The sequence below is a fragment of the Agrobacterium tumefaciens genome (assembly GCF_031801495.1).
Lineage (GTDB): Bacteria > Pseudomonadota > Alphaproteobacteria > Rhizobiales > Rhizobiaceae > Agrobacterium > Agrobacterium tumefaciens_K.
In genome coordinates this window covers 1,601,142-1,625,098 of the sequence record NZ_JAOEGC010000001.1, presented here as the reverse complement: position 1 = coordinate 1,625,098, position 23,957 = coordinate 1,601,142, and the positions used below count along the sequence as shown (strand labels likewise).

Annotated in this window: 19 protein-coding genes and 1 pseudogene; 12 read left to right on the top strand and 8 right to left on the bottom strand. The window is 59.5% G+C overall.

The window, feature by feature from the left end; all coding sequences use genetic code 11:
- Positions 1-90: 90 nt before the first annotated feature.
- The 5 genes from xylB to N7578_RS07575 all read right to left on the bottom strand — a co-directional run bounded on the left by xylB (position 91) and on the right by N7578_RS07575 (position 6,671).
- A complete protein-coding gene (xylB, locus tag N7578_RS07595) occupies positions 91-1,539 on the bottom strand; it encodes a xylulokinase (RefSeq protein ID WP_311109668.1) in 1,449 nt (482 codons plus the stop codon).
- 24 nt (positions 1,540-1,563) lie between these two features.
- Positions 1,564-2,586: a LacI family DNA-binding transcriptional regulator gene (locus tag N7578_RS07590; protein WP_311109667.1), complete on the bottom strand. Its 1,023-nt coding sequence runs from the start codon at positions 2,584-2,586 to the stop codon at positions 1,564-1,566.
- 252 nt (positions 2,587-2,838) lie between these two features.
- Positions 2,839-3,489 carry a pyridoxamine 5'-phosphate oxidase family protein gene (locus tag N7578_RS07585; protein WP_311109666.1) on the bottom strand — a complete coding sequence of 217 codons (651 nt, stop codon included), beginning with the start codon at positions 3,487-3,489 and terminating at the stop codon, positions 2,839-2,841.
- Positions 3,490-3,879: 390 nt separating this feature from the next.
- Positions 3,880-5,463, bottom strand: coding sequence for a DHA2 family efflux MFS transporter permease subunit (locus N7578_RS07580; RefSeq protein ID WP_311109665.1), 1,584 nt, complete (start codon positions 5,461-5,463; stop codon positions 3,880-3,882).
- A 17-nt stretch (positions 5,464-5,480) separates the two neighbouring features.
- Entirely contained in the window at positions 5,481-6,671 is a 1,191-nt protein-coding gene (locus N7578_RS07575; RefSeq protein ID WP_311109664.1) for an HlyD family secretion protein, read from the bottom strand.
- A 169-nt stretch (positions 6,672-6,840) separates the two neighbouring features.
- Here N7578_RS07575 and N7578_RS07570 point away from each other — a divergent pair, with 169 nt between their 5' ends.
- The 6 genes and pseudogenes from N7578_RS07570 (at position 6,841) to N7578_RS07540 (ending at position 15,847) form a co-directional block, all read left to right on the top strand.
- Positions 6,841-7,506 carry a TetR/AcrR family transcriptional regulator gene (locus N7578_RS07570; RefSeq protein WP_311109663.1) on the top strand — a complete coding sequence of 222 codons (666 nt, stop codon included), beginning with the start codon at positions 6,841-6,843 and terminating at the stop codon, positions 7,504-7,506.
- A 174-nt stretch (positions 7,507-7,680) separates the two neighbouring features.
- Positions 7,681-8,436 (top strand): TerC family protein, encoded by a 756-nt coding sequence (locus tag N7578_RS07565; RefSeq protein ID WP_311109662.1) that lies wholly within the window; start codon positions 7,681-7,683, stop codon positions 8,434-8,436.
- Positions 8,437-8,676: 240 nt separating this feature from the next.
- On the top strand, positions 8,677-10,449 hold the full coding sequence (locus N7578_RS07560; RefSeq protein WP_311109661.1) for an SLC13 family permease: 1,773 nt from the start codon (positions 8,677-8,679) through the stop codon (positions 10,447-10,449).
- A gap of 193 nt (positions 10,450-10,642) precedes the next feature.
- Entirely contained in the window at positions 10,643-12,100 is a 1,458-nt protein-coding gene (gene gltX, locus N7578_RS07555; protein ID WP_311109660.1) for a glutamate--tRNA ligase, read from the top strand.
- 205 nt (positions 12,101-12,305) lie between these two features.
- Positions 12,306-13,805: a lysine--tRNA ligase gene (gene lysS, locus N7578_RS07550; RefSeq protein WP_311109659.1), complete on the top strand. Its 1,500-nt coding sequence runs from the start codon at positions 12,306-12,308 to the stop codon at positions 13,803-13,805.
- A gap of 334 nt (positions 13,806-14,139) precedes the next feature.
- A pseudogene (locus N7578_RS07540) lies at positions 14,140-15,847 on the top strand (patatin-like phospholipase family protein).
- Positions 15,848-15,886: 39 nt separating this feature from the next.
- Here N7578_RS07540 and N7578_RS07535 read toward each other — a convergent pair.
- Positions 15,887-16,834: a hypothetical protein gene (locus N7578_RS07535; protein WP_311109657.1), complete on the bottom strand. Its 948-nt coding sequence runs from the start codon at positions 16,832-16,834 to the stop codon at positions 15,887-15,889.
- Positions 16,835-17,117: 283 nt separating this feature from the next.
- Here N7578_RS07535 and N7578_RS07530 point away from each other — a divergent pair, with 283 nt between their 5' ends.
- The 5 genes from N7578_RS07530 to N7578_RS07510 all read left to right on the top strand — a co-directional run bounded on the left by N7578_RS07530 (position 17,118) and on the right by N7578_RS07510 (position 20,923).
- A complete protein-coding gene (locus N7578_RS07530) occupies positions 17,118-18,008 on the top strand; it encodes a metal ABC transporter substrate-binding protein (protein ID WP_311109656.1) in 891 nt (296 codons plus the stop codon).
- Entirely contained in the window at positions 18,005-18,940 is a 936-nt protein-coding gene (locus tag N7578_RS07525) for a manganese/iron ABC transporter ATP-binding protein (protein WP_311109655.1), read from the top strand. The genes N7578_RS07530 and N7578_RS07525 overlap by 4 nt, the downstream gene beginning before the upstream one ends.
- Positions 18,921-19,781 (top strand): metal ABC transporter permease, encoded by an 861-nt coding sequence (locus N7578_RS07520; RefSeq protein ID WP_311109654.1) that lies wholly within the window; start codon positions 18,921-18,923, stop codon positions 19,779-19,781. Before N7578_RS07525 ends, N7578_RS07520 begins: the two co-directional genes overlap by 20 nt.
- Entirely contained in the window at positions 19,778-20,641 is an 864-nt protein-coding gene (locus N7578_RS07515; protein ID WP_311109653.1) for a metal ABC transporter permease, read from the top strand. The genes N7578_RS07520 and N7578_RS07515 overlap by 4 nt, the downstream gene beginning before the upstream one ends.
- A gap of 108 nt (positions 20,642-20,749) precedes the next feature.
- On the top strand, positions 20,750-20,923 hold the full coding sequence (locus N7578_RS07510) for a DUF1328 domain-containing protein (RefSeq protein WP_311109652.1): 174 nt from the start codon (positions 20,750-20,752) through the stop codon (positions 20,921-20,923).
- Between the two features lie 70 nt (positions 20,924-20,993).
- Here N7578_RS07510 and N7578_RS07505 read toward each other — a convergent pair whose 3' ends face one another.
- A complete protein-coding gene (locus N7578_RS07505) occupies positions 20,994-21,725 on the bottom strand; it encodes an SDR family oxidoreductase (protein WP_311109651.1) in 732 nt (243 codons plus the stop codon).
- A 188-nt stretch (positions 21,726-21,913) separates the two neighbouring features.
- On the opposite strand from N7578_RS07505, the gene N7578_RS07500 reads away from it, so the two are divergent.
- Positions 21,914-22,687: an IclR family transcriptional regulator gene (locus tag N7578_RS07500; protein WP_311109650.1), complete on the top strand. Its 774-nt coding sequence runs from the start codon at positions 21,914-21,916 to the stop codon at positions 22,685-22,687.
- A gap of 110 nt (positions 22,688-22,797) precedes the next feature.
- Here N7578_RS07500 and tal read toward each other — a convergent pair whose 3' ends face one another.
- Positions 22,798-23,763 carry a transaldolase gene (tal, locus tag N7578_RS07495; RefSeq protein ID WP_311109649.1) on the bottom strand — a complete coding sequence of 322 codons (966 nt, stop codon included), beginning with the start codon at positions 23,761-23,763 and terminating at the stop codon, positions 22,798-22,800.
- Positions 23,764-23,957: the final 194 nt, after the last annotated feature.

Here is a 23,957-nt window from a genome sequence, read left to right as displayed (position 1 = left end):
TGCCCGGGGTGGGGTTGTTTACTGGGGGGCAATGGATACCCCCACCCGCCGCTCCGCGGCGACCTCCCCTCAAGGGGGAGGTTAAGTCTTTCAAAGCGGCCTGATGGCCGGATAGAGCGCACGGTAGCGGGCGTAAGCCTCCTCATAAGCGCCGCTCAATGCCGCCACCGGCTCGATGGTGCGGTCGGTTTCCGGCTGGGTGCAGACGGCAACGGGGTCGGCACCGGTCGCGGCGATGAGGCCCAGGCGGGCGGCGCCGAAGGCCGCGCCGAAATCGCCTTCCGCCGGAATATCGACCGGAACACCGAGCGATGTGGCGATGGAGGCCAGCCAGTAGGCGGAGCGGGAACCGCCGCCGATGGCCGTGACACGGGAAATGGAGGTTCCTGCCGATTTCAGCGCTTCGAGATTGTCGCGGATCGCGAACGTGACACCCTCCAGCACGGCCTGGGTCAGCGCCTTGCGGTCGCTTTCATGGGCAAGACCGATGAAGGAGCCGCGAATGGCGGCGTCGTTGTGCGGCGTGCGTTCACCGGAAAGATAAGGCGCGAAGGTCACGCCGGTCGGCGCCAGCAGCTCGTCGCCCAGTTCCGTGGTGAGTTCGGCGGCGGACTTGCCTGTGAGGCGCGAATACCAGTTCAGTGCATCCGTGGCGGAAAGAATGACTCCCATCTGATGCCATGTGTCCGGAAGCGCATGGCAGAAGGCGTGAACGGCGCTTTCCGGCCGAGGGAGATAGGAAGCGTTGGCCGCAAAAAGCACACCCGACGTACCGAGCGAGACGAAGGCGTGGCCTTCCTTGACCGTACCCATGCCGCAGGCAGACGCCGCATTGTCGCCTGCCCCGCCCGCAACGACGACGCGGCCGGAAAGTCCCCATTCCGCAGCAAGCTCGGCCTTGAGAACGCCCGCCTCCTCGGTGCCTTCGACCAGCGACGGCATATGCTTTTCATCCAGCCCGGTGGCGGCAAGAAGCTCGCCCGACCATTTGCGCGCACCGGTATCCAGCCATGAGGTGCCAGCCGAATCCGACATTTCGGAGATGTATTCGCCTGTCAGCCAGAGACGCAGATAATCCTTCGGCAGCAAGACCTTCGCAACCTTTGCGAAGACTTCAGGTTCATTGTTCGCGACCCAGACAAGCTTTGGCGCGGTGAAGCCGGGAAACACGATGTTGCCGGTGATCTTGCGGAAACGCGGGTCGGCATCGAGTTTGGCGGCTTCAGCAAACGAGCGCGTATCGTTCCACAAAATGCAGGGACGCAGCACCTTTCCGGCATCGTCAACAAGCGTCGCGCCATGCATCTGGCCGGAAAGGCCGATGCCCTTCACCGCCGCCAATTCCCTCGGGAATTTCTTCTTGAGGCCCGCAACGGCCGTCTGCGTCGCCTTGATCCAGTCTGCCGGATCCTGCTCCGACCAGCCGTGGTGCGGACGGGAAACATCGAGCGAGCCGTTCGCTGAACCGACAATCGTCTGATCGCCGTCGATCAGCAGCGCTTTGACGCCCGAGGTTCCAAGATCAAGACCAAGATACATGTTCTTCTCCATTGCGGAATTGGGTCAGGGCAGGTTGTCCCTGAGAAAGATATCGATGCGGATACGCTCCTGCGCGGCGATGACAGGCAGACCGTCGGCGCGGGCTTTCAGAACACGGATGGCGCTGCGCACCTCATGCCCGGCATCCTGATTGAGCACGGCGTCTATGACACCCTCGCGAAGCGCGCTTGCGGTATTTTCGGTGAGTTCGTGGGCAATGACGGCGGGCAAGCGTTTCCCCGCCCCTGCTTTCAGCGCCCGGACAAGGCCACGGTTGCCTGCGCCAAGGCTGTAGATGCCGGCAAGCGCCTCGTTCGCCAGCCCCTCGGTGACCAGAGCCTCAACAGTCGCGGGATCATCACGCCCCTCAAGAACCGGTAGCAGCCGGAGCTGCGGGAATTCTTCGTCGATGACGGCACGAAACCCCTGAAGGCGCTCGCGATGGTCACGTACCAGCATCGAACCGGCAACGACGGCCACGTCACCCGCATTTCCCGACAGGAAACGGCCGAGCAGGCTTGCCGCCGTGCGCCCCGCCGCAACGTTGTCCACGCCCGCATAATGATCGCGCCTCGCGCCGGTGATATCGGACACCAGCGTCACCGTGGCTATGCCGCTTTCAGCCAGACGCTCCGCCGCCTCCGCCACATCCTCTGAATCGATCGCCACAAACGCAACGCCGGACGGCCGCTCCTGACGGGCGACGTCGAGCGCCTGCGTCAGCGCCGCCGGATCGAAGGGCGGCACCTCGATGACGCGGATCGCCGTGCGTTCCACATGCGAGCGTGACGCCGCCGCCCGCACCTCGGCGCGCAGCGTGGCCATGAAGGAATTGTCGTTACCGGGAAGGATGAACACCAGCGAATAGCTGCGGCCCTTGGCGAGATTGGCGGCGGCAATATCGCGCACATAACCGAGATCGGAAATCGCCGCCTCGACCCTCGCCCGGGTTGAGGCATGCACGCCGGGGCGCAGGTTGAGCACCCGGTCGACTGTGGCCAGACTGACGCCCGCCTTCGCAGCGATATCATGAACCGTAGGCTTCATGTTTCCTCCCGCAGCCTGCATATCCGCCTTTACGGAAACAGTAAATCGAAAAATGATGTACGTACCTCACTACTCGTCAAATCGCGGAGAAATATCCATGCGCACCTGCCAAAGGCCAAAGTGCGCCGCGATCTTCCGAATCCGCGCCTTAGTGCGTTTCAAGCAAATGTGCGGCGTGGCTTCACGTCCAGAAAACAAGTAAAAACACATAGATAGAGCATACGCCAGGATTCCGCTCGAAGCGGAAAAGCTCTAATAAAGCGTTCTGCGGTAGTCCCGCTCAAGTTGCTCGTCCATCTTGCGCATTTCATCCCCGCTTGCCGGAGCACCCGTCGTCTCATCCAGAATGATCTTGATAAGCGAGGGCATTTCCCCACGGACCTGGAAATGCGCAGGATCCCAAAGGCGGGAGCGCCTGAACGCCTTGGCGCAATGCATGAAAACCTCTCTCACCTCGACGACGATACCGAGTTTCGGGGTCCTATCCGCGATGGTCATGAGCTTGAGAAGTTCGGGATCCCGGCTCAGTGTCGCAGATCCGTTCACGCGCAACGTATCATCGAAACCGGGCACGATGAACAGCAGGCCGACATTGGGGTTGGCGAGGATATTGCTGAGAGTATCGAGGCGATTGTTGCCTGGCCGGTCAGGGATCGCCAGAGTGCGCCCGTCGAGAACCTTTACGAAGCCGGGAGGATCGCCACGAGGGCTGACGTCGGCCGCTCCTTCCAGATTCTGGGTGCCTATGCACAGGAAAGGAGAACGCCTTATGAATTCACGTGCATGTTCGCCGAGGTTATCCTGACATTTCTGTATTGCCAAAGCATGCGTCGGTTCGAACAGGCCGCGAAGCGACCGCTCATCCGTGATGGCGAAATCTGTATCAAGTTGCAAAGCCGTCATGTTCCCCTCCCTGAACGGCAACACCCGCCCGGCCGTAAATCCGGGGCTGCCGTCCTCCCGCCCCCCGTATTCACTCCGCACGACATCCATTGAGGTACGTACCTCAATGTATAGGATATACATTCCTTATCCGTAGCGGGCAACAGGCGGAAACGGGATTTTCCCCACATCGGTCAAAGCATAGGCACACAGAGCGCTCCCCGAAGTGCCGTGGTGCGTCCGTTCAAACGGAATCGCCGGACGCGCCCGCTCCATGTGTTTTGAAGCCTGGTCGGGACGTAAAACCGCCAAGCACTTTCTCCGAAAATGCGCTGGCCCCAAAAAAAAGGGCCGTCATTCGCGACGGCCCAGCTCTGCGGTGGATTGGGAGGGGCTTGTTCTTCTTATTTGTCAGTGTGCCGCATCGGGTGGCGGCGCGGCCTTCGGTTTCTGAATGAGAACCGTCAGCACAATAAGGCTGATGAAAAGTCCTGTCAGCAGCAGGAACACATCGGAGAAGGCCAGAATCCAAGCCTGCTGCGACACCATGCCCACCAGCTTCTTAACGGCGACGGATGCACCGTCCAGCCCGTAGGAATCGTAGTTTGCGCCGACACTGTTCAGCCATTCCAGCGCTTCCGGATTGGCGTAGGTGACATGCTCCGACAGGCGGACATAGTGGTCATCGGTGCGCTGCGACAGCAGTGTGTTGATGATCGCAAGACCAACCGCCCCGCCGAGGTTACGGGTGAGGTTGAACAGGCCGGATGCGTTCCTGATCCGGGCGGGCGGCAGCGTGCCTAGTGCGATGTTGTTGATCGGCACCATGCACATCATCAGACCGAAACCGCGCAGGATCTGCGGAATCAGCAGTTCGTAGAAATCCCAGTCGGTCGTCACATGCGTCATGATCCATGTGCCAGCGCTGAAGCTGATGAAGCCGATGGCCATCATAACGCGCGGATCGAGCTTGGTCGACAGCTTGCCGGCGATCGGAGCGGTGAAGAACATCGCCAGACCGGAGACGAACATGGTTTCGCCGATCATCAGCGCATCGTAACCACGGACGCGGCCGAGATAGAGCGGATACATATAGGTCAGCCCGTAAAGGCCGATCCCCATGACGAAGGAGAACAGCGAGCCGATAGAGAAATTCCGGTCCGCGAAGGCGCGGATATCCACCACTGGAAACTCTACCTTGAAGGCACGCCAGAAGAACACGACGGCGCCGATCACAAGAGCAACGGTCCCCAGAACGATATGTTCGTCGTTGAACCAGTCCTTGTTGTTACCTTCCTCCAGCACGTATTCCAGCGAGCCGAGGAAAACCGCCATGGAGAGCAGCCCCCACCAGTCGAACTTCTTCCAGAGCGAATGTTCCGGCTTGTCGAAATCGATCAGGCTCCATGTCAGGATGGTGACGATGATGCCGGGGATGATGTTGACGAGAAACAGCCAGTGCCAGGAAAAGGCGTTGGAGAGATAACCGCCGACCGTCGGCCCGATAGTGGGCGCAAGCGTGGCGACCAGACCGATGATGGGCGAGACGACCGAGCGCTTGGACGGCGGAAAGATCGTGAAGGCAGCCGCAAAAACCGACGGGATCATGCCGCCGCCGATGAAGCCCTGAATGGCGCGGTAGACGATCATCTGGTCGATGTTCGTCGCCGTGGCACAAAGCGCGCTGGAAATGGTGAAGCCCGCCGCGCAGGTGGCAAACAGCACGCGGGTCGACAGAATGCGCGCCAGTGTACCCGAAAGCGGAATCATAATGACTTCCGCGATCAGGTAGGACGTCTGCACCCACGCGATCTCATCCGAACCCGCGCCGAGACCCGCCTGAATTTCGGCAAGCGAGGCAGACACGATCTGGATATCGAGGATCGACATGAACATGCCAAAGACCATCGCGAAGAAAGCGATGAGCCTGCGTCTGTCCATGGGCGGGTCGGCGGGGACTGCGGCCCCGCCCGTTCCGACAACTGTAGCCGCCATGGCCGTTTGCCTCTCGGTTACTTCGCTTGCGCTGTCTGCGTGTGTTCAGGCGCGGTGCGCGTGTCGACATCGACGACCACGCTCAGGCCCGCACGCAGATTGTGCCTGGCAAGATCTTCCTTAGAGAAGACGATACGCACCGGGACGCGCTGAATGACCTTGGTAAAGTTGCCCGTGGCATTTTCCGGCGGCAGAATGGAGAAGATCGAACCCGAGGCAGGCGAGATCGACTGCACGGTGCCTTCGATGGTCGCATCGTCGAATGCATCCACGTGAACACGGACCTTGGAACCGGGAGCAACGCGGGCGAGCTGCGTCTCCTTGAAGTTGGCGTCGATATAAAGCTCGTTCATCGGCACCAGCGATGCCAGACGCTTGCCGACCGACACGAGGTCGCCCGTCTGAACCGCCAGATTGCCGATGACGCCATCGTAAGGCGCCTTCAGAACCGTGAAAGACAGGTCACGCGCCGCCTTGTCCCGCGACAGCTGGAGGGAACGGATGGTGCTTTCGGCTTCGGCACGCTGGGCACGCAGAAGCTCGACATTCGCCTTGGCCGAAGCGATGGCGGAATCACCCGCAATGGCGTTGGCCCTCGCCTGATCCAGCGCAACCTGGGCATTGTCGGACGCGGCAACCGTGCCAACATCCTTCGCCTGCAATTCGCTGGCGCGCTTCTGGGTGATTTCAGCGCCACGCAGGGCCGCATCCAGCGAGCCCTTCTGGGCAATCGCCTGCTGCTGGGTGGCCTCCGCGCCGACGATCTGCGCGTCGATACGGTTCAGGGACAGTTCCTCGGTGCGGATCTGCGCCTCTGCCTGCTCCAGCGCGATGCGATAATCGCCATCGTCCAGCGTGACGAGCGGATCACCCGCCTTCACTTCCTGGTTGGCAACGACATCGACCTTGGCCACGTAACCGGAGACTTTCGGGGCGATGACAGCGATATCGCCTCTTATATAGGCGTCATCCGTCGATACCATGAACCTGCCGTCCGTCCACCAGTCGTAGCCGTACCAGCCGGCACCCGCTAACAGCGCAACCGCGATGATGGGCAGAATCTTCGAGCGCTTTTTCTGCTTCGGCGCAGCAGCCTGTGGAGCGGTCGCTTCAGCAGGTTTTGCCGGAGCAGCATCAGCCTTTGCGACGACATCCGCGTCCTGCGTATCGTTGAGCGCGCGAACAGCGCTATTCTTCTGGGCCGACATGAGCTTGTACCGTGATAGATTGAAAAAAAGATTTCGAACTGAACCGTTCGGTTCGATTGACATAATCCCTTCTTTAACACATATCAAGTCCTATCGAACCGATTGGTTCGACGTCTGGTTAATTTTTTTGGCGTCGGCTACAACACAGATGGCAGGTTAAAAAGAGACGATGGACATGGAAACGGACGCAGGCTGTCCCGCAAATTCCGCTGGCCGCTTTGCGGCCGGAGAAGACCCGGTGAAACGCGAGCAGATACTCGCGGGCGCGTGGCGGGTGTTCAAGCTGAAGGGCTTCGATGCCGCCAGCATGAACGATATCACCAAGGAAGCCGGAGTTTCCAAGGGAACGATCTACGTCTATTTTTCCAACAAGGAAGATCTGTTCGTCGCTCTGGTTGACCAGCATCGGCAGGAATTCGCCGCGTCAATGCGCAATATTCTGGCCGGCACGGAAGAAGTGCGTGAAGGGCTGAAACTGTTCGGGCTTGCCTTCGCCAACAAGATGACATGCTCCGACATGATACCTGCCATGCGCTCCGTGCTTGGCGTGGTGGACCGGATGCCGAAGCTTGCGCAGCGATTCTTCATCTCCGCACCGAACAATGTCCGCGCCGTGCTGCAGGACTTCATCCAGCATCACGTCACGATCGGCCATCTCAGGATCGACGACGTGGAGCTATCGGCCCGGCAATATATCGAGCTCTCCACCGGAACCTTCTTCAAGATGCGCCTTTTCGGCGAAATCGACGGTCCGGTTCCGCAGGAAGAGCTGGATCGCGTCATCTCCAGCGCCGTCAACGTTTTCATGGCCGCGTACGGAACCAAAGAAGACTGATTTCATTCAGCAACGGCCAAATGCCTGATGAACGTGAGAATACTCGGTCTACGCGAAATTTCGATGAAATATCGTGTTGGAAAAGAAGTATCTTCTTGTTTCTCGCGTATTGCGGCATAAACCTCGGAGGCCGAATTCTCGGCCATACGTGTTGTTGAAAGGAATTGTTCCCCGATGGAGTCCGTCCTCCCTCTTCTCTCAGACCCCGCCGCATGGGTGGCACTTGTCACCCTGATCGTCATGGAGGTCGTGCTCGGTATCGACAACCTTATTTTCATTTCGATCCTGACCAACAAGCTGCCTGAGCACCAACGCGAAAAAGCCCGCAAGATCGGTATCGGCCTTGCGCTCATCATGCGCCTCGGCCTGCTTGGCACAGTGGCCTGGATCGTACAGCTTACGGAGCCGGTCTTCGAACTATTCGGTCAGGGCTTCTCGTGGAAGGACCTCATCCTCATCGGCGGCGGCCTGTTCCTTGTCTGGAAAGCGACCAGGGAAATACACCACAATGTCGACCCTGTGGATCACAAGGAAGATATGGTCGGCGGCACGATAAACAGCTTTTCGGCGGCCATCGCGCAGATCCTGCTGCTCGATCTCGTTTTCTCCGTGGATAGCATCATCACTGCCGTCGGCATGACGCCGCACGTTCCGATCATGATCGTCGCCGTCGTCGTGTCCGTCACCGTGATGCTGCTTGCAGCCAACCCTCTTGCGAACTTCATCGAGAGGAACCCCACCATCATCATGCTGGCACTGGCCTTCCTGCTGATGATCGGCACAACGCTGATCGCCGAAGGCATGGGCTTCCATGTGCCGAAGGGTTACGTCTATGCCGCCATGGCGTTCTCGGCGCTGGTGGAAGTGCTCAACATGATCTCGCGCAACGCACGGCGGCGTAAAAACGCCGCTTCCGAAGAGACGCATTGATAGGGTTCCTGACCGTCATTGCGGCCTTGCGCCGGGCATCCTTTCAGCCCAAGTCAACGGGCTGAAAGGACTTCTTTCGCCAAACAGACGCGCGTCAGCTGGGTGCCGGACGGCGTCCAGCGTGACGGAGCGGCGTTAAACGCCAGCTCCACCCCGGAACCCCGCACCCCGCTCTGCGTTCTTCGATATCCTCATCGATAAAGTCCTTCCAGCGCCTGTCCTTCGAAAGCATAAGCAAGCATGACGACAGACCAGATTCTCGCCTTTGCCGTGATCGCTGCAATGATGCTTGCGTTCATCTGGGACAGGGTGAGGTACGACGTGGTTGCCTGCAGCGCGCTGCTGGTGGCGGTGGCGCTGGGCGTGGTGCCGTTCGACAACGCATTTTCCGGCTTTTCCGACGATATCGTCATCATCGTCGCCAGTGCGCTCATCGTCAGTTCGGCCGTGGCGCGGTCCGGCATCGTCGACATGACGATCAAACGATATTTCCCGGAAATGCACTCGAAAGGGTTGCAACTGGCCTTCCTGATGATCGTCGTCGCCGTCATGTCGGCCTTCATCAAGAACATCGGCGCGCTGGCGATCATGATGCCGGTCGCCTTCCAGTTCGCCCGCAAGTCCGGCAGCCCCGTTTCCTTTTATCTGATGCCCATGGCGTTTGCCGCACTTCTGGGCGGCCTGATGACGCAAATCGGCACTTCACCCAACATCGTCGTTTCGCGACTGCGGGAAGAAATGACCGGCCAGAGCTTCACCATGTTCGACTTCACCCCCGTAGGCGCCGGGCTGACGGTGATCGGTATCCTGTTTCTGACCTTCGGATACCGCCTTCTGCCGGTGCGGGCGCGTCAGCAGACCTCGGTTGAGGATATTCTCGACCAGTCCGCCTATACGGCGGAAGCGACACTTCCGAGCGACAGCACCTATGCGGACAAGCCGCTCAGCGAGCTTCTGCGACAGGGCGACGGCGACGTGATCGCCAGCACCATCCTGCGCGGATCGAGACGCATCGCCCCCTTTCCGGACGTCAAGCTCAGAACCGGCGACACCGTGCTCCTAGAAGGCACCCCGGAAGGTCTGGACCGCGTCGTCTCACAGGCAAAACTGCAGCTTTCCGGCAAGCCGCTGACCGAAAACGGCCAGAAAACCGCCGACCTCATATCCATGGAAGCGATCATCACCAATGAATCGGTGCTGAGCGGCATTTCGGCACGCGAGCTTGCCCTTTCCTACACACGCGGCGTCAACCTGATCGCCGTTTCCCGCCGTGGACAGCGCGTCAGCCAACGTCTTAGCGAGCTGACGCTTCAGGCGGGCGACGTCATTCTTTTGCAAGGCAGCCGCAAGACCCTGCCCCAAGTGTTACAGGAGTTTTCGCTTCTGCCGCTGGCGCAGCGCGAAATCCTGCTCGGCACCCAGCGCCGCGCCTTCATTCCGGTCATCGTTCTGGCCGCGGCCATGATTGCCGCCGGAAGCGGTATGCTGCCCGTCGCCGTCGCCTTTTTCGCCGCCGCCTTCCTGATGATCATGGTTGGCGCAATACCGCTGACAGACGTCTACAAATCCATCGACGGACCGATCCTCGTCATGCTGGCCGCCCTCATTCCCGTCAGCGACTCGCTGCGCACCAGCGGCGCGAGCGACCTGATCGCCGAATGGCTGGGACACGCGGCACAGGGCATGCCGCCTTTCGTGGCGCTGGGCATGATCCTTCTGACCGCGATGGCCGTGACGCCGTTCCTCAACAACGCCGCCACCGTTCTGGTCATGGCGCCGATTGCCGCAGGTTTTGCCACGACACTGGGCTTCAGGCCGGAGGCCTTCCTGATGGCGGTGGCGATCGGCGCGGGCTGCGATTTCCTCACCCCCATCGGCCACCAGTGCAATACGCTGGTCATGGGACCGGGCGGATATCGTTTCAGCGACTATCCGCGCCTTGGCCTTCCCCTGTCGATCATGATCGTCCTCGTCAGCATTCCCATGCTGCTTTACGTCTGGCCCGTATCCTGATGCCTGATGGAAATATCCTTATTTCCTTGACGCCTGCGGCATAATATGGCCTAAGCCCAAGCCGAATGGGAAACTGCAAGATGCGCATGATTGCGCCCGTTTGCAGCTATTCCTGCCGCATTCAACGTAAATCTTGATGGCATCCGGGCGTAACCGCCTATCTGCCACAGTCACGTCACGACGAGTGAATTTCATGACCACTTCCGGCGTTCGCGTCCGCATTGCCCCATCCCCCACCGGCGAGCCGCATGTCGGCACCGCCTACATTGCCCTCTTCAACTATCTCTTCGCCCAGAAACACGGCGGCGAGTTCATCCTGCGCATCGAGGATACCGATGCGACGCGCTCGACACGCGAATATGAAGAGAAGGTGCTGGAAGCACTGAAATGGACCGGGCTGAAATGGTCTGAAGGCCCGGATGTCGGCGGTCCTTACGGCCCGTACCGCCAGTCCGAGCGCAAGGACATGTACTGGCCTTACGCACAGGACCTGCTGGACAAAGGCCATGCCTTCCGTTGCTTCTGCACGCCGGAACGTCTGGAGCAGATGCGCGAGGGCCAGCGCGCCGCCGGCAAGCCGCCGAAATATGACGGCCTGTGCCTGGGCTACAGCGCCGAAGAAGTGACGAAGCGTCTCGACGCGGGCGAAGCCTCCGTGGTGCGCATGAAGATCCCGACCGAAGGGTCCTGCGACTTCACCGATGGCGTATACGGCGACGTATCGATCCCGTGGGACGCCGTCGACATGCAGGTGCTGATCAAGGCCGACGGTATGCCGACCTATCACATGGCGAACGTCATCGACGACCATCTGATGAAGATCACCCACGTCGCACGCGGCGAAGAGTGGCTGGCATCGGTGCCGAAGCACATCTTGCTGTACCGTTATTTCGGCTGGCAGGAGCCGGTGTTCATGCATCTTTCCCTGATGCGCAACGCCGACAAGTCCAAGCTTTCCAAGCGCAAGAACCCAACGTCGATTTCTTATTACTCCGCGCTCGGCTACCTGCCGGAAGCGCTGATGAACTTCCTCGGCCTGTTCTTCATTCAGATCGCCGAAGGCGAAGAGCTGCTAACGATGGACGAGCTGGCGCAGAAGTTCGACCCGGACGCGCTTTCCAAGGCTGGCGCGATCTTCGATATCCAGAAGCTGGACTGGCTGAACGGCCGCTGGCTGCGCGAGAAGCTGTCGCCGGAAGAGTTCATCTCCCGTTCGCTGGAATGGGCGATGGAAAACTCCCGCCTGACGGAAGGCCTGAAGCTTTCGCAGAGCCGCATTTCGCGTTTGGGCGAACTGCCGAACCTTGCGGGCTTCCTGCTGTCGAGCGATGTGGGCCTGACGCCCGCTTCCTTCGCGGGCCTGAAGAGCAAGCCGGAAGAAATCCACGAAATCCTGACGACGGTTGCCGCCGATCTGGAAAAGATGCCCGACTGGAACATCGAGGCGATCGAAGCCGAGCTGCGCGACGTTGCCGAACGCACCGGCAAGAAGCTGCGCGTCGTCACGCCGCCACTGTTCGTCGCCATGTCCGGCTCGTCACGGTCTCTGCCGCTGTTCGATAGTATGGCGCTTCTCGGTCGCTCGGTCGTTCGCCAGCGTCTGAAGATCGCGATCGCCGTCGTAGCCACGATGGTTGGCAGCGGAAGCTGATTGAGCAGGAGGGCGCATAACGCTCCCGCCTCATTCCTGTGCTTGTCACAGGAATCCAGTCACGGCGCGTCTGCGCCGTGAAAGAATGAATTGAGAGTCTCCTGCGCCCAAGGACTTGGGCGCGCTGGATTCCTGTGACAAGCACAGGAATGAGGGATACGGAGACAAACGGGCGACGCGGCAACGCCGCAACAGGAATTGAACGATGAACGACAAGACAACCGAAACGACTGCCCTTTCCTCCGACGCCACCGAGGTTCGCCGCCAGAAACTGGCGCTGCTGCGCGAGCAGATCGGCGATGTCTATCCGGCGCATTTCCACCGCACGCTGACCAACGCCGAGCTGGCCGAGAAATACGCCGACATCGAAGCGGACGTCGAAACCGGCGATACGGTGACGGTTGCCGGACGCGTTTACTCCAACCGCAACTCCGGCATGTTCATGGATATCCATGATGCATCCGGCAAGGTGCAGATCTTCTCCCACAAGGACACGACGCCGGAAGCGGCCCGCGCCCTTCTGCCGATGATCGACATCGGCGACATCATCGGCGTGACCGGTAAGGTGCGTCGCACCAAGCGCGGCGAGCTGACGATCAACGCCGAAGAGATCACCATGCTCACCAAGTCGCTGCTGCCGATGCCGGAAAAGTGGCACGGCGTTTCCGACATCGAGCTGCGTTATCGCAAGCGCCATCTGGACATTCTCTCCAACGAGGAATCCAAGCTGCGCTTCCAGCAGCGTTCGAAGATCGTATCCGGCATCCGTCGCTTCATGGAGGCGGAAGGCTTCCTCGAAGTGGAAACGCCGATGCTGCAGACCGTCTATGGCGGTGCGACGGCCGATCCGTTCAAGACCTTCCACAACACGCTGAAGATGGACATGTACCTGCGTATCGCGCCGGAACTGTTCCTGAAGCGCACGCTGGTTTCGGGCCTTTCCGACAAGGTATTCGAAATCAACCGCAACTTCCGCAACGAAGGCGTTTCGACCCGTCACAACCCTGAATTCACCATGATGGAGTGCTACTGGGCCTACGCCGACTACGAGGACATCATGGGCCTCGTGGAGCGTCTGTTCGAGACGCTGGCAATCGCCATCCACGGCACGACCGAAGTTGAATTCCAGGGCCAGACGATTTCCTTCAAGGGTCCGTTCAAGCGCGTGCCGATGCCGGATGCCGTGAAGGAAGCGACCGGGATCGACTTCCTTAGCCTCAAGACCGATGAGGAAGCCCGCGCTGCCGCCAAGGCTGCCGGTTTTGCCGTCGAGAAGGACTGGACCTGGGGTGAATGCCTTGCTTTCATCTTCGAAGAAAAGGTCGAAGGCACGCTGATCCAGCCGAGCCACGTCACGCATTTCCCGAAGGACATCTCGCCCTTTGCCAAGGAAGTGCCGGGCGAACCGCGTCTGGTCGAGCGTTTCGAGAGCTACTGCAACGCCTGGGAAGTGGGCAATGCGTTCTCCGAACTCAACGACCCGGAAGAGCAGCGCCGCCGCATGGTGGAACAGCTCGAGCAGGCCCACGCCCGCGGCGAGAAGGACAAGCAGCTAGACGACGAGTTCCTCGACGCCATCGATCAGGGCATGCCGCCCGCCGGTGGCCTCGGCATCGGCGTCGACCGCCTGATCATGCTTCTGACCAACGCACCGTCGATCCGCGACGTGATCCTGTTCCCTGCCCGCCGCAACAAGGCGGACTAAAAAGGAATGACCAGAGGTGGCTTGTGGCCACCTCTGGCTGAACTTCTCTATCGACCTGTTTGCGCCTGCCCCGAGCATCAAGGCTCGCTTACTTCTATTTGAGAGAAGTACTGGGAGCGCTGTTAGAAGACACGGCCGCATCAAGTATTGCCGCCCCGACGAGGAACAGATCGAGTAAATCCATATAACTCCCAGTGGAATATACTGGCGAATCTGCCTCCGATTGTGCTAGCCGTCAAACATCATTTCGCATTGTGTTTCACGGCTTCAGTACACCCAAGCCGTCGGGGAGATACGCATGTCCGAGAATGAGCTTCCCAGATACCAGCCCGACATGTTCGCAACTCCGGACAAGGACTGCGACGTGGTGATGAAAGGCGGTATCACCTCCGGTGTCGTCTATCCCTATGCCGTACTTGAACTGGCGCGGCGGTATCGCTTCCACTCGATCGGCGGCACATCAGCCGGTGCAATCGCGGCCGCTTTCGCGGCTGCGGCGGAGTATTCTCGCACCGTCAGAACCGACCCTGAAGGGTTCGTGCGCTTACAGACTCATTGTGACAAGATACCAGATATTCTCGGCAAGCTTTTTCAGCCGCAACCCCGTTACCGCCCTCTCATGAACTATCTGCTGCGAGGCGCAGGCAAGTGGATGGGCAGGCAAAGTCTTCGGATTGCCTGCCGCCTTTCCCGTGGCCTCGATAGCAGGCATCGCAATAGGCGCTGGCTTGCTATGGGCACTCCACAGCGGATTTTTTGGATCGGTTCTCGGCGGACTGGTGGGGATACTGACCGGCATCGTCATTCAGATCGTGTGGCTGATTTTCCACCGACTGCCCCGGGACGGGTTCGGTTTCTGTTCGGGCCTGACGGTTTCCGGTGCGGATGTTCCGGGCCTGACGGAATGGCTTCATGCATCGATCCAGGATATCGCCTTTGGCAGTGACGCCGCGACTGCGCCTCCCTTGACGTTTGGCCACCTCATGGGAGATGACCCTGAAAAGCCGACTATAAATCTGAAGATGATCACGACCAATCTGTCGATGCGGCGACCGCACACGCTGCCTGCCACAGGTCTTATGGTCGCTTATGACCCGAAAGAATGGCGTGAGCTGTTTCCCCAGCCCGTGATGAACTGGCTGGAGAAAATCGCAACACGGGGCGGTCCTTTTCCTGAACTCAAGGCTTTTCCAGAGGAGAAGCAGTTACCGGTCATTGTCGCGACGCGCATGAGTTTGAGCTTTCCCCTTCTCTTCAAAGCCATTCCCGCTTACACGAATGATCGTGGCACGCTCGATACGATTGCACGTGTCAGCAACGGAAAGGCACCGCCCGTCATCAAGACGAAAATCTGGTTCTCTGACGGCGGTATCAGCAGTAACTTTCCCATCCATCTCTTCGATGCGCTCCTCCCCTCCCGTCCAACCTTCGCCCTCAGCCTCGACGACTTGCCGGAGTTTCTGCCCCGCAGCAGCAAGCGCGTTTCCATCCCACAGGAAGCAGGCGAAGGGATAGGTGTGCCCGTTCACGCGATGGACAAAACGGGCTCGTTCCTGTGGAGTATCCTGAATTCCGCCAAAGACTGGCAAGATCAATCCTTGGCCACCATGCCGGGCCAGAGAGAACGCATCGCCCGCGTCTTCCTCACCAAGGATGAAGGCGGGTTGAACCTGACTATGCCGCCAGAACGCTCAACAAAACTCATGAGCTACGGGCTTGATGTCGGATCGCAATTCGCAAATGGCGCGCTCAATTTTGACGAGCATCGATGGCGCCGTGCGCTCGTGGCCTATGACCGGCTGGAGGATACAGTATTGGCGACCGAGCGACGCTGGAACGAGGGGGGATTCGAAGACTGGCTGAAAAATTACGTTGTTGACGTAAAAAGCTACAAATCCGTCACAAAGGGCGACCGAGAAAAGCTCATCGCGCGAATTGCCGCCTTCGCGGCGCTGTCGCAAAACTTCTCTCCGGCAATTGAAAACAAACGTAAGAAATTTCCAAATCCGATAGGCCGGTTGCGCATCGGGCCGGATATCTGACCAGAAACGTGGGCGTGCCGGACGACAGTCGACACCCTCTTAATGCCCTAGGTTTTCACCGGCTTCCTTCGGTGCATCGGCAGGTGGCGCGTCGTGTCCGGCGGGTTCTTCTTCCGCGGCCTGCGCTGTGCTCGCACCTTTTCCGAAGATCAGAGACTTGATATAGGCGAGGCTGAACATGCTTTCGCTTTCCGCCTCCGGTGTCGAGGTCAGAAGCTCGTCGCCGTTCGTTTCGCCATGTGCCTGCGGCGAAGGCGTTGCGCCGTGGCCTTCGGCCTCAGGTTCGTCATGACCGGCCTCTGTCGGAGCTTCACCGTGACCGCCGCTCTCTTTCGCCTCTCCGTGTCCGGCCTTTTCGCCGTGACCATCGGATTTTTTCGCACCATGGCCGCCGGCTTCCTGTACCTCGACCGGCGCATTGCAATCGGCCATATCCGTCAGGCTCGCCGCCATTGTCTCCGCATCTTCCAGCGGAAGATCGATGCGCAAACCGTAAAACTGGCCGCTGCCGTTCGGCGGGCCATCATAATAAAAAGCGGAATATTTCTGACTTTCGATGCCTTCGGGAAGTTTCGACTGATCCGGAATGAAAACCACCTGCGCGGCAATCGCGCGGCCGCGCATCTCCGAGCGCAAGTCCGGCCCGTCCTTGTCCAGAACGGAAACCTGCACGAGATCGGGCTTCTGTTTTTCATAAACGGCCTTTGCGACGCGCAATGCCGTTTTCACGCGTTCCGTGCCGTCGCCGCCCGCCGTGCGAACGAACTTGCGAATCCAGAGTGAACCGTTTTTCTTGATATTGACCGTCTGAACGACGTCGCACGTCAACCCGTTGACGGATGCATAGGATGGCCCGAACAACCGCTCGCTGCCAATAAACACGGCAGCAGAGCCGGTCGCGCCCGCAAGGAGCAGGATCCCGCCTCCGATCAAAACGAGTTTGCGCGAAAACCGCATTCGTTTGAATACAGCCTTCACACGCGACATCCTGACATTCACTACCCCGTCAATCACCCCAATCCCGGGCGACTGTTCAACGAAAGAGGAACGTACGCGGGACCAAAAATGCCAAAGACGAATCTCGCCCCAGCCGCTCGATACTGACGTCTTCTCATTGAAAAAAGTTTAATTGCCACGCGGCCGCGACGGCAAAAATGCCCCGTTTCCGGACAATTTCCTAAAATGCGAATGATTTGCAATAGCATTGACAAGAGGAAATTTATACCGGATGTTGTTGCGAATTGATCGCAACAAGTAATCGGTGACAAACGTGACGTTTCTAAAAATCAGGCATGCACTTTTCGCTCTTGCACTTTCCCTGCCCGGCGCGGCATCTGCTGCGGAGAAACCGACCGTTGTCACCACCTTCACAATCATTGCCGACATGGCGCGCAACGTGGCCGGCGACGCGGCGAATGTGGAAAGCATCACCAAACCGGGCGCCGAAATCCACAACTATCAGCCAACCCCGCGCGACATCCTGAAAGCCCGCAAGGCCGATCTCGTCCTGCGCAATGGCCTCAATCTGGAATTGTGGTTCGAGAAATTCCTGGCGAACCTCTCCGGTGTTCCAAGCGTCACCGTCACGGATGGCGTCGAGCCGATGTCGATCAGCGGCGGCGCCTATCAGGGCAAGCCCAATCCGCATGCATGGATGTCTCCGGATAATGCCCTGATTTATGTAGAGAATATCCGTAAGGGGCTGACGGAAATCGACCCCGCAAACGCCGAGGTCTATGCAACCAACGCCAAGACCTACTCCGACAAGATCCGCGCCACGATCCAGCCGATCCGCGACGCGCTTTCGACACTGCCAGAGGACAAGCGCTGGTTGGTAACGAGCGAAGGCGCGTTCTCTTATCTCGCCCGCGATTTCGGGCTCAAGGAACTCTATCTGTGGCCGGTGAACGCCGACAGCCAGGGCACGCCGCAGCAGGTCCGCGGTGTGATCGACGCGATGCGCGAACACAACATCCATGTCATCTTCAGCGAAAGCACCGTGTCTGCCGATCCCGCCAAACAGGTGGCCAAGGAAACCGGCGCAAACTATGGCGGCGTGATCTATGTCGACTCGCTGAGCGAGGCGGATGGCCCGGTGCCGACGTACCTCGATCTGCTTCGCGTGACGAGCAGCACCATCGCTAAAGGCCTGTCATCATGAGAATGGGCAGTAAACGCAGCGATGATGGACTGACGGTCCAGAATGCGACAGTGACCTATCGCAACGGCCACACCGCGTTAAGAAATGCCAGCTTCTCCATACCGCGTGGAACCATCACTGCACTGGTCGGCGTCAATGGTGCTGGCAAGTCGACAATCTTCAAGGCGATCATGGGTTTCGTGCCCCTGGCGGCCGGTTCCGTGTCGATCTTCGAGCAGCCGGTGCGCGATGCGCTACGTAAGAACCTCGTCGCCTATGTGCCGCAGGCAGAAGAGGTCGACTGGAGTTTTCCGGTTCTGGTGGAAGACGTGGTGATGATGGGCCGCTATGGCCACATGAACTTCCTGCGTATCCCTTCCAGACGCGACCACCAGATGGTTGAGGACGCACTGAAACGCGTCAACATGCTCGACTATCGCAAGAGGCAGATCGGCGAACTTTCTGGCGGGCAGAAGAAGCGGGTGTTTCTCGCCCGCGCACTGGCGCAGGAAGGACAGGTGATCCTGCTGGATGAGCCCTTCACCGGCGTCGATGTGACCACCGAGGAACAGATTGTCGCCTTGTTGAAAGCCTTGCGCGACGAAGGCCGGATCATGCTGGTTTCCACCCACAATCTGGGCAGCGTGCCGGAATTCTGCGACCGCGCCGTGTTCGTGAAAGGCACCGTCCTGGCGGCTGGCAGAACGGAAGACACCTTTACCGAAGAGAACCTGCAGAAAGCCTTTGGCGGCAGCCTTCGCCACTTCATCCTTGGCGGCAAGGATCTGCACGACGACGCCGATCCGCGCCGTGTGAAAGTCATTACCGATGACGAGCGGCCTTTCGTGATTTACGGCAGGAACGGCCAGAAGGTGCATGAGCAGCCACGCAGCGATGACCGCGCTCCCGACGGCAAAACCATGGAGAAGAGCGATGATGGCCACTCTTCTTGAGCCGTTCACCTACGGCTACATGCTGAACGCCATCTGGGTCAGCGCGCTGGTGGGTGGCGTCTGCGGTTTTCTCTCCGCTTACCTGATGCTCAAAGGCTGGTCGCTGATCGGCGATGCGCTCTCCCATGCCATCGTTCCCGGCGTTGCGGGCGCCTATATGCTGGGCCTGCCCTTCTCGCTCGGCGCATTTCTCTCTGGCGGACTGGCGGCAGGCTCGATGCTGTTTCTCAACCAGAAAACACGCCTCAAGGAAGACGCGATCATCGGGCTGATCTTCACCTCGTTTTTCGGGCTTGGCCTGTTCATGGTGTCGCTGTCGCCCACCTCGATCAACATCCAGACCATCGTGCTTGGCAACATTCTGGCGATCACCGCCGAAGACACCATCCAGCTTGCGCTGATCGGCGGCATCAGCCTTCTGGTGCTGGCGCTGAAATGGCGCGACTTCATGGTGGTGTTCTTCGATGAGAATCACGCCCGCACCATCGGCCTGCGGCCTGAAGTGCTGAAGGTGATCTTCTTCACGCTGCTGGCGGCATCGACGGTTGCAGCCCTCCAGACGGTCGGCGCGTTTCTGGTCGTCGCCATGGTGGTGACGCCCGGCGCCACCGCCTATCTGCTGACCGACCGCTTCGAGCGTCTGATCCTGATGAGCCTCATCATCGGCGCGGCGACCAGCTTCACCGGTGCCTATCTGAGCTACTTCCTCAACGGCGCGACCGGCGGCGTCATCGTCGTTCTACAGACGGCGATCTTCCTGACGGCCTTCGTCTTCGCCCCCAAGCATGGCCTTCTCGCGGCGAGGGCACGGGCGCGTGAAGCGCTGGAGGACACACCATGAGCGAGTATCTCGAACTGGCGATCCTGCCGTTCCAGCTTCCCTTCATGCAATACGCCTTCATCATAACCCTGATGATTGCCGTACCGATGGCCATGCTGTCTTGCTTTCTGGTGCTCAAAGGCTGGTCGCTGATGGGAGACGCCGTATCGCATGCCGTTCTACCCGGCGTGGTGATCGCCTATATCTTCGGCATTCCGCTTTCCATCGGCGCGTTCATCGCCGGCATGATCTGCGCGCTCGGCACCGGCTACATCAAGGAAAACAGCCGCATCAAGGAAGACACGGTTCTCGGTATCGTCTTTTCCGGTATGTTCGGCCTTGGCCTCGTACTTTACGTGAAGGTGCAGAGCGACGTTCACCTCGACCATATCCTGTTCGGCGACATGCTGGGCATTTCGGTTGCAGACATGATCGAAACGGGGATCATCGCGCTGCTGGCCACACTGTTCCTCGGCATCCTGCGCAAGGATCTGCTGGTGAATGCGTTCGATGCACAGCATGCAAGGGCAATCGGTCTGCCGGTGCGCGTACTGCATTACGGCCTGCTGATGGTCCTGTCGCTGACCGTGGTAGGCGCTCTGAAGGCCGTCGGCATCATCCTCTCGGTCGCGATGCTGGTCGCCCCCGGTGCCATCGCCTTCCTGCTGACGCGGCGTTTCGCCAGCATGCTGCTGGTGGCGATCGCTGTCGCCATTACGGCTTCTCTGGCGGGCATCTGGCTGAGCTTCCTGATCGACAGTGCACCCGCGCCGACCATCGTGCTGTTCATGAGCCTTTTCTTCGTCGCAACCTTCATCCGCACGACGATGAAGGCACGACGCATGGACAATATGGACAAGGCGGACGAGCAGACTATCTGAAACGGGGATTTTTTATAAGCCACGGAACATTTTCGCTTTTTGCGCGTCATTTCTCCAAGCCTGCGGCAAAGTTGCAGGCCTGAAACCTTAAACGAAAGGTGGGACGCCATGCTGAAATGGGCTCTTATTTTCTTTGTCATCTCCCTCGTCGCGGGCGTCTTCGGCTTTACCGGAATTTCGGCGGCGGCAGCGGGTGTCGCCCGCATCCTGTTCTTCATCGCCCTGGTGATCTTCCTGGTCTTCCTGGTGCTCGCCCTGATGGCTGGCAGCGCCGTGGTGTAGCCGGACAAGACAACAAAAAAGGCGATCGGTCAGAACCGGTCGCCTTTGCTCTTTTCCATGGAAAGGAAAATCAGCCGGTCCAGCCGCCGTCGATGACGTGAGCCTGGCCGGTGGTGAAGCCTGCCTCATCGGATGCGAGATATGTCACGAGTGCGGCAATCTCTTCCGGCGTGGCGATACGGCCCATCGGCTGGCGCGCGATAAAGTCGGCGAGAGCCTGCTCGTAATTGCCGGTAGCGCGCAGACGATCATGCAGGGACGGGCTGTCGACGGTGCCGGGGCAGATGGCGTTGCAGCGAATACCCTTGGTGACGTAATCGGAGGCAATCGCCTTTGTCAGACCGATCACGGCAGCCTTGGACGCCGTATAGGCGAAACGGTTGGCGACGCCCTTCACGCTGGACGCAACCGACGACATGTTGACGATGGACCCCTTGCCCTTTTCCAGCATGCCCGGAAGGAAGGCGCGGCAGGTGCGGTACATGGCCTTGGCGTTGAGGTCGAAGGAGAAATCCCAGTCCTTTTCCTCGCAGTCGAGGATGGTGCCGGAGTGGACGTATCCGGCGCAGTTGAACAGCACATCGGCAGTGCCGATCTCGGCTGCGAACGCCTTCACCGCATCGCCATCCAGTACGTTCAGAATACGGGTTTCGGCACCCTTTAGCGTCGAAAGCGCCTGTTCGTTGATATCGGTCGCTATTACGCGTCCGCCGAGCGACACGAAACGCTCCGCCGCCGCACGACCGATACCCTGACCGGCCGCCGTGATGACCACCGTACGGCCGCTAAAATCCTGCACCATGAAAACCTCCGCTATGGCCCGCGCCTCTTATCGCAGACCGCAAACCGCTTGATCTCAAATATGGATCGACAATTCATATGTAAACGGGGTATTCATAATCCGTCAAGCAGACAAGCCGGATCCGGACGGGTCGTACGGCATGTTTGCCATCAAAAACAACGCGTCCCTTGAAACATCACTGAGGCCAGATGACCGACGACGACAGCGAAAGATACCGTGCGCCCGCACTCGACAAGGGGCTCGACATTCTCGAACTGCTGGCCCGTACGGACGGCGGCTTGACGCAGATCGAAATCGCCAAGGCGATCGGCAAAAGCCCCAATGAATTCTACCGCATGCTGGACCGGCTGGTGCGTCGCGGTTACGTTCACAGACAGGATGGCGACCGGTTTTCCCTGACGCTGAAACTGTTCGGACTGGCGCATTTCCACGCCCCCGTAAGGCGACTGGTTTCCTTTGCCGCGCCGCTGATGCGCGACTTCTCGCGCGATGCCGGACAGGCGTGCCATCTGGCGGTCTACGACCGAGGCGGCGTGGTGGTGATCGCGCAGCAGGAATCCTCGACCTACTGGGCGATGTCGATGCGCGTCGGCGCGCAGATGAGTCTGTTCCACACCGGCTCCGGACTGGTGCTGCTGGCCTTCCAGACTGAAGCCCAGCGTGACATCATGATTGCCGAGCAGCTGCGTGGCGGTGGCGAGGCCGCGCCCGAAGGGCTTTCGCAACGGCTGGCGCAGGTTCGCAGGAACGGCTTCGAATCCATGGACAGCCTTCAGACCGCAGGCGTGCGCAACATCTCTGCCCCGATTCTGACGCTGGACGGCACGGCGCTTGCGGTCGTCACCTGCCCCTATATCACGACGCTTGGCGGGAACGCCCCCTCCCGAGAGGATTGCGAGAGGCTGATCCGCGACACGGCAAAGCGCATTTCCGCCGTGGTGGCGGGCGAACAGGGCACCTGAGACAATAAACAAAAAGTAGGCGCAACCGGCAGGGACCCGGCTGCGCCTTCAATGACTGGAGATTTATGTGATGGAAACGTTCGGCTGCGCGAAACGTTCCCCGTTTTTTATCAGGCTGCGGCTGCAGTCAGTTCCTTGCGGACCATTTCACGCAGGGTAACGAGATCCTTGGCAAACAGGCGGATGCCTTCCGACAGCTTCTCTGTTGCCATGGCATCTTCGTTGAGCGCCCAGCGGAACGCCTTTTCGTCGAGCGACTTCAGCGGCTCCGGCTTGATGTTGTCAGGCGAGAGCTTGCGCTCCAGCGTGCCGGTGTCCTTGTCCAGCTCTTCCAGCAGCGCCGGGCTGATGGTCAGGCGGTCGCAACCGGCCAGCGCTTCGATTTCGCCGACGTTGCGGAACGATGCGCCCATGACGACCGTCTTGATGCCGTTCGCCTTGTAGTAGTTGTAGATGCTGCGGACGGAAACAACGCCCGGATCGGTTTCGGAGGTGTAGTTTTCACCGGTGGACTTCTTGTACCAGTCCAGGATACGGCCGACGAAGGGCGAAATCAGGAATACCTTGGCTTCGGCGCAGGCAATGGCCTGAGCCTGCGAGAAGAGCAGCGTCAGATTGCAATCGATGCCTTCGGACTGGAGAACCTCGGCAGCCTTGATGCCTTCCCACGTGGAAGCAAGCTTGATGAGGATGCGTTCACGCTCGATGCCGCGCTCCTTGTAGGCGGCGATGATCTGACGCGCCTTGGCAATGGATGCTTCGGTGTCGAACGACAGGTCGGCGTCGACTTCGGTCGAAACGCGGCCGGGTACAAGACCGGCAAGAGCGGCACCGACGGAAATTGCGAGACGGTCGGCAACGGCACCGACGACCGCATCCGACTGTCCACCCTGCTTGCGGCCCCAGGCCACGGCTTCCTTCACCGCATCTGCAAAGACCGGCGTGCCGAGTGCCTTGAGAACGATGGTCGGGTTGGTGGTGCAATCGACAGGCTTCAGACGGGCCACAGCCTCGATGTCGCCGGTATCGGCAACGACGGTGGTGATGGCGCGGAGTTGTTCGAGTTTAGACGTCATACCGAGTGATCCTTCATGATCTTTCTAAAACTGATTCTTCCGTCTTTTCGTTCCCGCACATATCCTTGACGAACAGGTGCGCCCAAGGCCGAAACCACGGTTCTTTCCGGCTCAGACTATCGCAAGCGAGCGGACCGAAAGTCAAGACATTTGCGCATCGCAATTGACATAAGTTTCACGCCTGCGATACTCGC

What these genes read in the sequence shown, in the direction of transcription:
- xylB (WP_311109668.1), bottom strand. Translation starts at nt 1,539, where the DNA reads ATGTATCTTGGTCTTGATCTTGGAACCTCGGGCGTCAAAGCGCTGCTG.
- N7578_RS07590 (WP_311109667.1), bottom strand. Translation starts at nt 2,586, where the DNA reads ATGAAGCCTACGGTTCATGATATCGCTGCGAAGGCGGGCGTCAGTCTG.
- N7578_RS07585 (WP_311109666.1), bottom strand. Translation starts at nt 3,489, where the DNA reads ATGACGGCTTTGCAACTTGATACAGATTTCGCCATCACGGATGAGCGG.
- N7578_RS07580 (WP_311109665.1), bottom strand. Translation starts at nt 5,463, where the DNA reads ATGGCGGCTACAGTTGTCGGAACGGGCGGGGCCGCAGTCCCCGCCGAC.
- N7578_RS07575 (WP_311109664.1), bottom strand. Translation starts at nt 6,671, where the DNA reads ATGTCGGCCCAGAAGAATAGCGCTGTTCGCGCGCTCAACGATACGCAG.
- N7578_RS07570 (WP_311109663.1), top strand. Translation starts at nt 6,841, where the DNA reads ATGGACATGGAAACGGACGCAGGCTGTCCCGCAAATTCCGCTGGCCGC.
- N7578_RS07565 (WP_311109662.1), top strand. Translation starts at nt 7,681, where the DNA reads ATGGAGTCCGTCCTCCCTCTTCTCTCAGACCCCGCCGCATGGGTGGCA.
- N7578_RS07560 (WP_311109661.1), top strand. Translation starts at nt 8,677, where the DNA reads ATGACGACAGACCAGATTCTCGCCTTTGCCGTGATCGCTGCAATGATG.
- gltX (WP_311109660.1), top strand. Translation starts at nt 10,643, where the DNA reads ATGACCACTTCCGGCGTTCGCGTCCGCATTGCCCCATCCCCCACCGGC.
- lysS (WP_311109659.1), top strand. Translation starts at nt 12,306, where the DNA reads ATGAACGACAAGACAACCGAAACGACTGCCCTTTCCTCCGACGCCACC.
- N7578_RS07535 (WP_311109657.1), bottom strand. Translation starts at nt 16,834, where the DNA reads ATGTCGCGTGTGAAGGCTGTATTCAAACGAATGCGGTTTTCGCGCAAA.
- N7578_RS07525 (WP_311109655.1), top strand. Translation starts at nt 18,005, where the DNA reads ATGAGAATGGGCAGTAAACGCAGCGATGATGGACTGACGGTCCAGAAT.
- N7578_RS07520 (WP_311109654.1), top strand. Translation starts at nt 18,921, where the DNA reads ATGATGGCCACTCTTCTTGAGCCGTTCACCTACGGCTACATGCTGAAC.
- N7578_RS07515 (WP_311109653.1), top strand. Translation starts at nt 19,778, where the DNA reads ATGAGCGAGTATCTCGAACTGGCGATCCTGCCGTTCCAGCTTCCCTTC.
- N7578_RS07510 (WP_311109652.1), top strand. Translation starts at nt 20,750, where the DNA reads ATGCTGAAATGGGCTCTTATTTTCTTTGTCATCTCCCTCGTCGCGGGC.
- N7578_RS07505 (WP_311109651.1), bottom strand. Translation starts at nt 21,725, where the DNA reads ATGGTGCAGGATTTTAGCGGCCGTACGGTGGTCATCACGGCGGCCGGT.
- N7578_RS07500 (WP_311109650.1), top strand. Translation starts at nt 21,914, where the DNA reads ATGACCGACGACGACAGCGAAAGATACCGTGCGCCCGCACTCGACAAG.
- tal (WP_311109649.1), bottom strand. Translation starts at nt 23,763, where the DNA reads ATGACGTCTAAACTCGAACAACTCCGCGCCATCACCACCGTCGTTGCC.